This is a genomic window from Mesorhizobium sp. M7D.F.Ca.US.004.01.2.1, assembly GCF_003997785.1.
Classification (GTDB): domain Bacteria; phylum Pseudomonadota; class Alphaproteobacteria; order Rhizobiales; family Rhizobiaceae; genus Mesorhizobium; species Mesorhizobium loti.
The window spans coordinates 1-11,378 of sequence record NZ_RZRQ01000199.1 but is presented as its reverse complement, the minus strand read 5'-3'; the positions used below and the strand labels follow the sequence as shown (position 1 = coordinate 11,378).

Genomic DNA, 11,378 nt, shown 5'->3' with positions numbered 1-11,378 from the left:
GTAAAGGCCGCTGCAAAACCTGCAGTGAAGAAGGCGGCACCTGCCAAGGCGGCGGCAAAGCCGGCTGCGAAGGCGGCGCCTGCCAAGAAGCCGGCTGCAAAGGCTGCGGCAAAACCCGCAGTGAAGAAGGCGGCACCTGCAAAGAAGCCGGCTGCGAAAGCTGCACCTGCCAAGAAACCGGCAGCGAAGGCTGCACCGGCAAAGAAGGCGGCGGCAGCGAAGTCTTCAGCACCGGTGAAGAAAGCGGCACCCGCGGCCAAGCCGAAGGCAGCACCCGCGAAGGCCGGCAAGAAGTAATCGCGTCTTCCCTCGCCGGGGGCGGTGCCGAGACACAAGGGGCGGGTGCCTGACAGGCGCCCCGCTCATTGCTTCGGTAGTCGGAAGGCGAGACAGAGGCGGACGGAGGATATCTTTTCGCAGTTCCCAGGACTTCGCCATAGGGCGAAGTCCGGTGGGGCTTTTTTTGTGTCGTCTATGCGGATCGAATGTTCGGCGTAAGGCTTTTCAGTCTTGGTTGTTGACTGGATGATCCGCGTGCCACCATTGTCTGCTCCGCAGAGAATTCGGGTCGGCTGCCTGGTGGTGAAGTGACTTCGGAACTCACGATTCGCACGGCAAACAAGGACGACGCGGAAGCCGTGAGCCGCGTGATCCTGGCAGCTCTGCGACAGACCAATGCGAAAGACTATTCGCAAGACATCATCGCTCGCGTGGAGCAGAACTTCAGCCCATCCGCTGTCTCTGCGCTTTTGAGGAAGCGGAGGGTTTCTGTCGCGGTTGTGCGTGGCAGGATCGTTGGAACAGCCAGCCTCGATGGAAGCATTGTCCGATCCGTCTTTGTGGATACTGAACTGCAAGGCCGTGGTATCGGCAAACGACTTATGGCGGAGGTTGAGGAAGCGGCGCACGCTGGCGGCGTCACCGTGCTGACCGTGCCGTCCTCGGTGACGGCGGAGCCATTTTACGCCGGGCTTGGATTCAAGGCAGTTCGAGACAGCTGCTACGGTGATGAACGCACCATCATCATGGAGCGTTCGCTAAACGGTGTCGGTCAACGACGCTGATGCATGTCGCTCGCTGGCGGCCGGGTTTTCCGCTTGTGGCCATTGCTCGATCGCGTCTGATCGGTCAACACTGCCCGCCTGCAAAACAGGAACCTATCATGCCCAGACTGCTCTATGCGTCGTCTTCTCCCTACAGTTCCAAGGTACGAATGGCAGCGGCCTATGCCGGCATCGCCGTCGATCTGGTGCCGATCAAGACCGAGGAGAAGCCGGCCGATTTGATGATCGCCAACCCGCTCGGCAAGATCCCGGTTCTGGTGCTCGACGACGGCCGCTCGATCCATGACAGCCGCGCCATCACCCAGCACCTCAACCGGGTTTCGAAGAGCGCGCTTTTCCCGCGCAATCCCGACAAGCGGCTCGAGGCGGAAGTGCTGGAGGCGCTGGCGGACGGCATTTGTGATTGTGCGCTGTCGATGGTCTATGAGCGGCGCGCACGGCCTGAGGAGATGGTCTACCAGCCCTGGCTCGATCGCCAATGGGCAAAGATCACGGCAGCACTCGATCTGCTCAACGCCAACCCGCCGAAGCTGCCGAAGAAGATCACCGCCGGCCAAATGGCGCTGCGCGCCTGCCTCGGCTATCTCTCGTTACGCTTTGCCGGAAAATGGGAGAAGGGTCGCGCCCGGCTGACACGATGGGCAGCGCGCTTCGACGAGAAGTTTCCAGAGTTGAGGCCGTGCATCCCCGGTTGATCGGCCCGATCCAACCCGGTTGATCGGCCCGATCAACCAGGCTGATCGACTTGATTAGCCCAGGGTGATCGCTTCGATCTCCTGTGCGGCCACTCAGGCTCAAAAAAAAGCCGGGCGCGAGGCCCGGCTTTTTCGTGTCGTGGCTTGAACGACTTAGAACTTCATACCAACGCCGAAGGTGACGCGGTTGTCGGTGGCCTTGACCTTGCCGATACCATCGAAGCTCTTGCTGCCGAAGTCGGTGTAGCGGTACTCGACACGGCCGAACACATTGTCGGTCAGCTTGATGTCGGTGCCGAGACCAGCGGTCCAGCCGAGCATCGTTGCGCGGTCCGTACCGAATGCCGGATCTTCCACCTTCAGGCTCCTTCCGGCGAGACCGCCGGTGCCATAGAGCAGGATTTCCGGGGTCACGGCGTAACCAAGACGGGCACGCAGCGAACCTTCGAACCCTGCCTTGGAATTGACGCCAGAATCGTCGCCCTTGACGCCATTGTAGCCGAGTTCGGCTTCAGCGCCGTAGACGAAGTTCTCCTGCTGCCACTGATAGCCGCCGAAGACGCTGCCGACGAAACCCTTCGTGCCGACATCAACATTGTCAACACCCAGATCCTTTTCCTTGGTATGGCCGCTGAAGCCATAGCCGACGTTGAGACCGGCATAGGGGCCGGCCCACGAAGCGACCGGAAGTTCAGCGATCGGCGCGGGTGCCGGCGGCTCTTCCTGGACGACGTCTGCGGCATAGGCAGTTCCGCTGAGGGCGAAGAGCCCGAGCGCCACGGCCAGCGGCCGTGCGAATTTGAGATTGGCTTGCATTGTTCTTTACTCCTTAAGCCACAGGACACAGGCTTGTTTCTCACGATCGCCATCTACCCGTCCGGGGGGTGAAACGGATCTGGCGTTCGTCGGTTCCAAATGTCGTGTCAAAATGCGGCTGAAGCGAACCTGAACTTGGGTCATTCCCCGGCGCGAATGAGGCGGAACCTTGACGTTGCATCTTCGCAACAGCGAAATGGCAGGAGCCGTTCCATGCTGCACTGCACACCGCTTGGTGCAAGGAGTCCAGCATCCTATATTCCGCTCGGACGGTTTGGAGTCAAAGGCGAGTCGGGACGCCGAAAAGGCTGTTTCGCCACAATGCTGCCCAAGGTGCGAACGCCATTTAACGCCTGCCCGGCCATATTTCGCCGGCATCGTGTTTTCGGGCTGAAATTGAGGATTGACACCATATGAGCATAGCCACGGCGCTGGTGACGGGCGGGGCCAAGCGGATCGGTCGGGCAATCGTTGACGATCTCGCCGCTCACGGTTTTGCCGTCGCCATCCATTGCAACCGCTCGCGTGTGGAGGCCGACGCGTTGGCTGCCGCAATCAACGCCGGCGGCGGCCGCGCCGCCGTGATCGCCGCCGACCTGACCGATATGGATGCCGTCGGCGACCTCGTCGGCCAGGCGCAAGCAGCGCTCGGACCGCTCTCGCTGCTGGTCAACAATGCGTCGCTGTTCGAGGACGATTCGGTTCTGGATTTCGACTGGCGGGCCTGGGATCGGCACTTTGCCGTTCATGTGAAGGCGCCGGCGCTGCTGGCGCAGAATTTCGCCCGCGCGTTGCCGGAAGGGCAGGTGGGCCTGATCGTCAATATGATCGATCAGCGCGTCTGGCGGCCGACGCCGCGCTATTTCTCCTACGCGCTGTCCAAGTCGACTTTGTGGACGGCCACCCAGATGATGGCGCAATCGCTCGGCCCTCGCATCCGCGTCAATGCCATCGGCCCGGGACCTACCTTGAAGAACGCGCGCCAGGACGACAGCGATTTTGCCGCCCAAGTCGATGGCTTGATCCTCAAGCGTGGCCCGGAATTGTCGGAATTCGGCGCCACGATCCGCTATCTCTGGGAAGCACGCTCAGTCACCGGCCAGATGATTGCGCTTGATGGTGGCCAGCATCTTGCGTGGCAGACGCCCGATGTGACAGGCATGACGGAATGAGTCCTGTAGACCACAAAAACAAGCCGCGCGGCGGCGCCGACGATCTGCCCCCCGATATCGACCTCGAGGACGAGGCGGTCGAGGAGATCGTCGAACCAGCCGGTCCCGATGTCGCCTTCACCGCTATCGACTGGACGCCGCACGCGGGCGATGCCGAAGGGATGGTCGGCGCCGAGGTGATCCAGACGCTGGTCAAGCGGCTGCCCAACGCGCCCGGCGTCTACCGCATGATGAACGCCGCCGGCGATGTGCTCTATGTCGGCAAGGCGCGCAGCCTGAAGAAGCGCGTCACCAACTATGCGCAAGGCCGCTTCCACACCACCCGCATCGGCCGCATGGTGCGCGAGACGTCGACGATGGAGTTCGTCGTCACCCGCACCGAGATCGAAGCGCTGCTGCTCGAAGCCAATCTTATCAAGCGCTTGCGGCCGCGATTCAATGTGCTGATGCGCGACGACAAGTCGTTTCCCTATATTCTTTTGACCGGCGACCATGTTTCACCCGGCATCTACAAGCATCGCGGCGCACGCTCGCGCAAAGGCGATTATTTCGGCCCCTTCGCTTCGGCCGGCGCCGTCGGCCGCACCATAAATTCGCTGCAACGCGCCTTCCTGCTGCGCAGTTGCACCAACTCTTTTTACGAGAACCGCACGCGGCCGTGCCTGCTTTATCAGATCAAGCGCTGCGCCGGCCCCTGCACCGGAGAGGTCTCGCACCAGGACTATGCTGAGCTGGTCGGCGAGGCGAAGGACTTTCTGTCCGGCCGCAGCCAGAAGGTGAAGACGGAAATCTCGGCCGCGATGCAGCAAGCGTCGGAAGCTCTCGATTTCGAGCGGGCCGCGATCTATCGCGATCGGCTTGCGGCCCTGTCGCATGTGCAGAGCCACCAGGGCATCAATCCGGCGACCGTCGACGAGGCTGATGTTTTTGCCATCCACCAGGAGGGCGGCCAGGTCTGTATCCAGGTGTTCTTCTTTCGCACCGGCCAGAACTGGGGCAACCGTGCTTATTTCCCCAAGGCCGATCCGGCGTTGGAAGCAGCCGAGGTGTTGGGTTCGTTCCTGGCGCAGTTCTATGACGACAAGCCGACGCCGCGGACCGTTCTTCTGTCGCATGGCGTCGAGGATCAGGAACTGCTGGCCGAGGCGCTCTCCACCCGCGCCGGCCGCAAGGTCGCGATCTCTGTGCCGCAGCGTGGCGAGAAGAAGGACCTGACCGACAACGCCCTGCAGAATGCCCGCGAGGCGCTCGGACGCCGGTTGGCCGAGACCTCCACCCAAGGACGCCTGCTTGCCGGCTTTGCCGAGACCTTCGGCCTGGCGAAGCCGCCGGTGCGCATAGAGGTCTATGATAACTCGCACATCATGGGCACCAATGCGGTCGGCGCGATGGTCGTCGCCGGGCCGGAAGGCTTTGTCAAAAACCAGTACAGAAAATTCAACATCCGCTCGACCGAGATCACGCCTGGCGACGATTTCGGCATGATGCGCGAGGTGATGGAGCGGCGGTTTTCGCGGCTGCTCAAGGAGCATGGCGATGTTGCCGTTGCCGGCGATGCGGCGGCAGGCGAGGCGATGGCAGCCGAAGCGGGCGATGATATCGAAGACGATATCTCCGGCAGCTTCCCGGCCTGGCCCGACGTCATCCTGATCGACGGTGGCCAGGGTCAGATGACGGCGGTGCGCAAGATCCTCTCGGATCTCGGTATCGAGGACCGGGTGGTGGCGATCGGCATCGCCAAGGGCCAGGACCGCGATGCCGGCCGCGAGCGCTTCTTCGTTAGGGGCAGGGACTCATTTTCTCTGCCGGTCCGCGATCCCGTGCTCTATTTCGTCCAGCGTCTGCGCGACGAGGTCCACCGTTTCGCCATTGGCTCGCACCGTGCGCGGCGCAAGAAGGAGATGGTCAAGAGCCCGCTCGACGAGATCAGCGGTATCGGTCCCGGCCGCAAGCGCGCACTGCTGCTTGCATTCGGAACCGCCAAGGCGGTCAGCCGCGCGGCCATCGAGGATCTGAGGAAGGTCGACGGCATTTCCGAACAGGTCGCCAAACTGGTCTACAATCATTTTCATGAGAGCTGACGGATTCGGGTATTTTCGGCTGGCCAATCGATTCTAGCCTGTTGACCCCCCACATTCGCTTCTGATTTGAGTAGGCAGGCAGAAAGAGTTCCCTAGATATGGCCAAGCGCGCGTTCAACCTGCCCAATATGCTCACCTACGCTCGCATCGTCGCGGTGCCGCTGGTCGTGCTGTGCTTTTTTCTCGAAGGACATCTCAAGTCGAGCGACTTCGCTCGCTGGTCGGCGCTGATCATCTTCCTGCTCGCCTCGATCACCGATTATCTGGATGGCTACCTCGCGCGCGCCTGGCAGCAGACCTCCAACATCGGCAAGATGCTTGACCCGATCGCCGACAAGCTGCTGGTCGCCACCTGCCTGCTGCTGCTGGCCGCAGACACCGACCGTCATGCCGGCATCGCCGGCTGGTCGCTGTGGGCGGCGATCATCATCCTGTGCCGCGAAATCCTCGTCTCGGGCCTGCGTGAATATCTGGCGGCGCTCAAGGTCTCGGTGCCGGTGACGCAACTGGCAAAATGGAAGACAGCGATCCAGATGGTCGCCATCGCCTTCCTGCTGGCCGGGCCTGCCGGCGACAAGATCTTCCCGCTGACCACCCAGACCGGGCTGGTGCTGCTGTGGATCGCGGCCCTGGTCACGCTCTACACCGGCTACGATTATTTCCGCGCCGGCCTCAAGCACATCATGGACGAATGAGATGACGACCCGGCTCATCTATTTTGCCTGGGTGCGCGAACGCATCGGCATGCCTGAGGAAGACGTCGACCTGCCTGCTGGCGTCGAGACGGTCGCCGATCTCCTGCGCTGGCTGAAATCGCGCGGCGAGGAATACGAGCATGCGCTGCAATATCCCGACGTGATCCGCGTCGCCATCAACCAGGAGCATGTAGAGCACGGCGAGAAGATCGCAGGCGCGCGTGAGATTGCGCTGTTCCCGCCGATGACCGGGGGCTGACATGACCAGCGCAGTCGTACCTGTCGTGCGCATTCAAGCGCAGGATTTCGACGTCGCCGCCGAGATCGCCAGACTGACCCAAGGTCGCGCCGATATCGGCGCAGTGGTTTCTTTCTCCGGCCTTTGCCGGGATGAGCAGGGCACCTTGTCGGCGCTTGAGCTCGAGCACTATCCCGGCATGGCCGAAGCAGAGATCGCCCGCATCGCTGCCGAGGCGGTCGAGCGCTGGCCGCTGCAGGGCCTCACCGCCATTCACCGCCATGGCAAGATCGCGCCCGGCGAGAACATCGTGCTGGTGGTGACCGCCTCGGCGCATCGCCACGCGGCGTTCGAGGCAGCGAACTTTCTCATGGACTATTTGAAATCGCGCGCGCCCTTCTGGAAGAAGGAGCATCGCGCTGACGGCTCCGAGGGCGGTTGGGTCGAGGCCAAGGAGGCCGACGACGAGGCGGCCGGCCGCTGGAAATCGTCGGACTAAAATACCGCCGCAGCCATGCATTGACCGCAATCCTTTGGCCAATTGAGCGCGGTTGGTCAGCTTGGGCGTTGACAGCCCGGGGCATTGGCCAACCTGGGCACTGGCGGCCCGGGGCAAGGGAGATGGTCATGCTGGACAGGATCGCGGAGTTCTTCGTCTTCGGTTTCGTGCCTCTGGTCGTCGGCATATTGGCCGTGCCGGAACTGTCTGTTGCCGCCGAAAATTCCGTGAGAGGCGAGGTGATCTATCGCGAGCGCATCGCCTTGCCGCCCAGTGCCGTGCTCTCTGTCCAGCTTGCCGATGTGTCGCTGGCCGATGCGCCGGCCACCATTATCGGCGAACAGAAAGTGAAGCCGGCCGGCCAGGTGCCGATCAGCTTCGAGATCAAATTCGACCCTTCCGTCATCCGGTCGCAGATGACTTATGCGTTGCAAGCCCGCATCACCGTCGACGACAAGCTCCTGTTCATCTCCGATATGCGCCATCAGGTCGATCCGCTGACCGACGTGCCGCAGACCATCATGCTGAAGATGGTGACGCCGAGCGCCGAGCCGGCGGTTTCCGTCTTTGACCAGCTCTGGCTGGTCGACTATGTCGACGGCATCGGTGCCATCACCGCCCCGCAAGCGACGTTCAGGGTCAGCGAGGCCGGCAAGGCAGGCGGCAGCGGCCCCTGCAACACCTATTTCGCCACCGCCAAGGTCGATGGCCAAACGATCGCGATCAGCGACATCGGCTCGACCTACAAGGCCTGCGCGCCGGAGGTGATGGCTGAGGAAAAGGCGCTGTTCGATGCATTGGCCAAGGCAGCATCATACACTGTCGATGCCGGCAAGCTCACCATCGCCGACAAGGATGGCCGCGAGATTCTGCGCCTTAGCGCTGCAAGCTGAGGCATCTTGATGGTCGGGCTCATGGCCTGACCACGGATCTCGGCACGCTGGTGCCGTAGCGAACAGATGCTCTCACTCAGCCGGTGCGAACACGGCGCCGTAGTGATAGGGCGGCACCTCGACCAGTTCGGTAAGCCTGAGGCCACCCGCCTCGGCGGCTGCTATGGTCTGTTCTGGCGACAGCCTCAATTCGGTCCTAGGTCCGCGAGGCTCGCCCTGGACGATCGTTGTTTCGCGCGGGCGCTGGTGCCAGTTGACGATGGCGAAACGGCCGCCTGGGCTGAGTGTCGCCCGCACCGCGCGCGCCAGACGCGGCCGGTCCGGAACGCCGTGAAAGGCGTTGGCCATGAAGATGAAGTCGGCGGGTCGAGACACCAGGCTTGCAAGCTCATAGGCGTCTCCCGCGACAAAGTCGCAATTCGTCGCGCCGCTTTCGGCCAACCTGCGTCTGGCGGCTTCAAGCAGATCGGCATCGATATCGATGGCCACGACATGACGAACCACCCTGGCGATCGGCAGCGTGAACCAGCCGTCGCCGCAGCAGAGATCGATCACCTCCATGCCTGGCTTGATCCCCGTTGCCGAAAGCACGGCGGCGGGGTCGGGCCACAGCGCCTCCCACCAGCCGCTGTTCGGCATCTCTGTGCCCTGGAAGAAGCCCGGAATGGCACTGGTCATGCTGTGGTCCGCTCCATTGTCGGCAATATACGCTCCATGTCGCACCCTGGTACATGCAGTTCGTGCGCGAGACCTGATCCGTTTCAAGCCAATGAAAAAGGCCGGCGAAACGCCGGCCTTTTTTACGGGATCCAAGGTCTGGACTGTCGGCTCAGCCGACGATCTCGGTGTCCGAGAACCAGTACTTGATCTCTTCTGCCGCGGTCTCCGGCGCGTCGGAGCCGTGCACCGAGTTTTCGCCGATCGACAGCGCATGCACCTTGCGGATGGTGCCTTCGGCGGCGTTGGCCGGGTTGGTGGCGCCCATCACTTCGCGGTTGCGCGCAATGGCATTCTCGCCTTCCAGCACCTGCACGATTGTCGGTGCCGACGACATGAACTCCACCAGCTCGCCGAAGAACGGGCGATCCTTGTGGACGGCATAGAAGCCTTCAGCTTCGCGGCGGCTCATCCAGACCCGGCGCGAGGCGATGACGCGCAGGCCAGCCTCTTCCAGCATCCTGGTAATGGCGCCGGTGAGGTTGCGCCGGGTTGCGTCCGGCTTGATCATGGAAAATGTGCGTTCGAGCGCCATGGGTCGTCCTTGTCTGAGAATGGAATTGAGAGTGGCGGGCTCTATACAAGCCGCCCGGCCCATTGCCAAGGGGTGAGGAACGGTCCGCGAAGCGGACGGAAAGCCAATTGCTTGGCTTTCCGAGCGACGAACGCCCGGAGCGATAGCGAAGGGCAGGCCGCTGCGCTCCCGAAGCTGACATCGGATGGCTGCCATATGAGACTTTGCTTGCTATACTCGCGCGTCGGCGCCGCGCTGAAGTCGGCCCGCATGGAGCAACATGACCATGACAGACGATCGTCAGGAACGCATTCGCAACCGCGCGCATCAGATCTGGCTGCAAGAGGGACAGCCGGCCGGACACCATGAGCGCCATTGGCATCAGGCGGCGGCCGATGTCGACCAGGAGGATGCCGCGGGGAAGGCAGCCAAAAAGCCAACCAAGAAGGCAGCTGGCGCCGGCAAGGCAAAAGCCGCCCCCAAGGAAGCAAAGGCTGCCACGAAGGCCAGCAAGCCAAAGAAGGCGGCGGCCAAGTAAGGCCCCAGCTATCTCCTCGCTGCTGACCTTTTCCGCAGGACATTGACGGCCCTCGTGCTGCCTTGCGGCAAGGGCAGGCGTTGCGGCGTCACGCCGCCGCGGCCACCTTTCGTCCCAGCCCGCCATGCAGGTCGAGGCAGCGAGTGAACCACTGCGCCACCACGTCGCCGTCGTCGAGCAGTTGGTAAGGCGAGGCTATGCGCGCCCATTGCAGCGCGCCGAAGACGATATAGTCGGCAAACAGCGGCGAACCGCCACCGATGAATGGCTGATAGAAGAGCATTGAACGCAAGGGTTCCAGCGAGGCCCTGAAAGTGCCGAGCCCGGCGTCTCGGGCTGCCATCACGTCTTCCAGCCGCTTGCCGAGACGCTGCTCCCGGTTCTGGCGGAAATAGACGGCATTTTCCGCGTCCTGCATGGCATGAAGGTCCATGATCGCCGCGGTGGTCACATAGGGATGGATGGTCAGTTGCGACCAGCGTTCGATGAAGCGCGCCATCGCCTTGCCGCCTTCACCGCCAAACAGCGTCGGCCGATCCGGATAGGCTTCATCGAGATAAAGCGCGATGGCGAAGGAATCCGCGACGACCGTCTCGCCGTCGCGGATCACCGGAATGGTTTTCGAAACGCCGCCCTCGACAGTGGGCACCTCAAGAAAGCGCGTCGGCGCGGTTGATGTGTCGAGCCCCTTGTGGGCAAGCGCCATCGCCACCTTCCAGCAATGCGGGCTGAACGGACGTGCGGTGTCGCGTCCGACGAGGTCATAGATGTAACGCGCAAGTTCAGATGGCATCAGCGGCCAAATGCTGGGAAAAGGTGATAAATGGCGGGAAGGGCCGCCAGAAGCCCGGAAAACCAAGGGATTGCGGCGAACGGGCGGGGCCAGAAAGCCAGAAAGGCAGAAACCGGCCGCGCAACTTCACTTGGCACCAAACCCGCCCGGCGGCGGCGACCGCGCAAGATCGAATGGCACCAAATCAGGCCGGAAAAGGTGGCGACCAGCCGGTCGGCGTCGTGTTGGCGGTGACGTTGATCTTGGCGCCGACGTGGCCGCATTCGGTGCAGACCGTCTGACGGCTGATCTCCTTGTCGTTGATGTAGACGTAGTCCTCACCGAACAGCCGGATCAGCTTATCCAGATTGAGCTTCCGGCCATGGACAAGCTGACCGATGCCGCAGCTCGGGCCGCCCTGGCGCTTCCGAGCGCCCAAGCCGCCGTCAACGCTCTCGTTGTGAAGGGCGGCCGGCCTGACTTCGGCGAAGGCGCCGCCATGCAGGCGGATCTCATCAAGAACGCCGGGACGCTCTACCAGCTCAAGCGAGACCAGGAGGTGGCACTCGGCCGCATCGGCGCCCGGTCGCCGCAGGAGTTGGCGGACGCCGCGCGAGCTGCGGAGCGGGCAAAGCCGATCACGGGCGAGAGCTTCGCGGTTCGGCAGCTGCGCGAGGAAAGTGC

Annotated in this window: 16 protein-coding genes; 11 read left to right on the top strand and 5 right to left on the bottom strand. The window is 62.7% G+C overall.

Annotated features, from left to right (window positions below; genetic code table 11):
* The 3 genes from EN993_RS23405 to EN993_RS23395 all read left to right on the top strand — a co-directional run.
* The coding region (locus EN993_RS23405) for a hypothetical protein (RefSeq protein WP_206532404.1) at positions 1 to 350 on the top strand (350 nt) is incomplete at its 5' end.
* 237 nt (positions 351 to 587) lie between these two features.
* Complete coding sequence (locus tag EN993_RS23400) at positions 588 to 1,064, top strand: GNAT family N-acetyltransferase (RefSeq protein WP_206532403.1); 477 nt, start codon at positions 588 to 590, stop codon at positions 1,062 to 1,064.
* Between the two features lie 98 nt (positions 1,065 to 1,162).
* Complete coding sequence (locus tag EN993_RS23395) at positions 1,163 to 1,759, top strand: glutathione S-transferase family protein (protein WP_109663364.1); 597 nt, start codon at positions 1,163 to 1,165, stop codon at positions 1,757 to 1,759.
* A 153-nt stretch (positions 1,760 to 1,912) separates the two neighbouring features.
* Here the strand turns inward: EN993_RS23395 and EN993_RS23390 are convergent, their stop codons facing one another.
* A complete protein-coding gene (locus EN993_RS23390) occupies positions 1,913 to 2,575 on the bottom strand; it encodes an outer membrane protein (RefSeq protein ID WP_109662889.1) in 663 nt (220 codons plus the stop codon).
* 413 nt (positions 2,576 to 2,988) lie between these two features.
* Here EN993_RS23390 and EN993_RS23385 point away from each other — a divergent pair, with 413 nt between their 5' ends.
* The 6 genes from EN993_RS23385 (at position 2,989) to EN993_RS23360 (ending at position 8,153) form a co-directional block, all read left to right on the top strand.
* Complete coding sequence (locus tag EN993_RS23385) at positions 2,989 to 3,747, top strand: SDR family oxidoreductase (protein WP_109662891.1); 759 nt, start codon at positions 2,989 to 2,991, stop codon at positions 3,745 to 3,747.
* On the top strand, positions 3,744 to 5,828 hold the full coding sequence (uvrC, locus tag EN993_RS23380; RefSeq protein WP_109662893.1) for an excinuclease ABC subunit UvrC: 2,085 nt from the start codon (positions 3,744 to 3,746) through the stop codon (positions 5,826 to 5,828). The genes EN993_RS23385 and uvrC overlap by 4 nt, the downstream gene beginning before the upstream one ends.
* A 98-nt stretch (positions 5,829 to 5,926) precedes the next feature.
* The gene (pgsA, locus tag EN993_RS23375; RefSeq protein ID WP_023673449.1) at positions 5,927 to 6,523 is read left to right on the top strand and encodes a CDP-diacylglycerol--glycerol-3-phosphate 3-phosphatidyltransferase; all 597 of its coding nucleotides are present in this window, start codon (positions 5,927 to 5,929) and stop codon (positions 6,521 to 6,523) included.
* A gap of 1 nt (position 6,524) precedes the next feature.
* Positions 6,525 to 6,782, top strand: coding sequence for a molybdopterin converting factor subunit 1 (gene moaD, locus EN993_RS23370; protein WP_109662895.1), 258 nt, complete (start codon positions 6,525 to 6,527; stop codon positions 6,780 to 6,782).
* Position 6,783: 1 nt separating this feature from the next.
* Entirely contained in the window at positions 6,784 to 7,260 is a 477-nt protein-coding gene (locus EN993_RS23365) for a molybdenum cofactor biosynthesis protein MoaE (protein WP_109662897.1), read from the top strand.
* Positions 7,261 to 7,388: 128 nt separating this feature from the next.
* On the top strand, positions 7,389 to 8,153 hold the full coding sequence (locus EN993_RS23360) for a YbaY family lipoprotein (RefSeq protein WP_109662899.1): 765 nt from the start codon (positions 7,389 to 7,391) through the stop codon (positions 8,151 to 8,153).
* 72 nt (positions 8,154 to 8,225) lie between these two features.
* Here EN993_RS23360 and EN993_RS23355 read toward each other — a convergent pair whose 3' ends face one another.
* Both EN993_RS23355 and ndk read right to left on the bottom strand, forming a co-directional pair.
* Positions 8,226 to 8,831, bottom strand: a complete 606-nt coding sequence (locus EN993_RS23355; protein ID WP_109662901.1) for a class I SAM-dependent methyltransferase — start codon at positions 8,829 to 8,831, stop codon at positions 8,226 to 8,228.
* Positions 8,832 to 8,982: 151 nt separating this feature from the next.
* Positions 8,983 to 9,405, bottom strand: coding sequence for a nucleoside-diphosphate kinase (gene ndk, locus EN993_RS23350; RefSeq protein ID WP_027048827.1), 423 nt, complete (start codon positions 9,403 to 9,405; stop codon positions 8,983 to 8,985).
* 259 nt (positions 9,406 to 9,664) lie between these two features.
* Between ndk and EN993_RS23345 the strand changes: the two genes are divergently transcribed.
* On the top strand, positions 9,665 to 9,922 hold the full coding sequence (locus EN993_RS23345; protein WP_127264936.1) for a DUF2934 domain-containing protein: 258 nt from the start codon (positions 9,665 to 9,667) through the stop codon (positions 9,920 to 9,922).
* Positions 9,923 to 10,010: 88 nt separating this feature from the next.
* Here EN993_RS23345 and EN993_RS23340 read toward each other — a convergent pair whose 3' ends face one another.
* Together EN993_RS23340 and EN993_RS37415 are read right to left on the bottom strand one after the other, a co-directional pair.
* The gene (locus EN993_RS23340; RefSeq protein WP_127264935.1) at positions 10,011 to 10,715 is read right to left on the bottom strand and encodes a glutathione S-transferase family protein; all 705 of its coding nucleotides are present in this window, start codon (positions 10,713 to 10,715) and stop codon (positions 10,011 to 10,013) included.
* 184 nt (positions 10,716 to 10,899) lie between these two features.
* Positions 10,900 to 11,133, bottom strand: a complete 234-nt coding sequence (locus tag EN993_RS37415) for a hypothetical protein (protein WP_206532402.1) — start codon at positions 11,131 to 11,133, stop codon at positions 10,900 to 10,902.
* A gap of 60 nt (positions 11,134 to 11,193) precedes the next feature.
* Between EN993_RS37415 and EN993_RS37410 the strand changes: the two genes are divergently transcribed.
* Positions 11,194 to 11,378, top strand: a 185-nt coding sequence (locus EN993_RS37410; RefSeq protein ID WP_206532401.1) for a hypothetical protein, incomplete at its 3' end; no start/stop codon positions are given.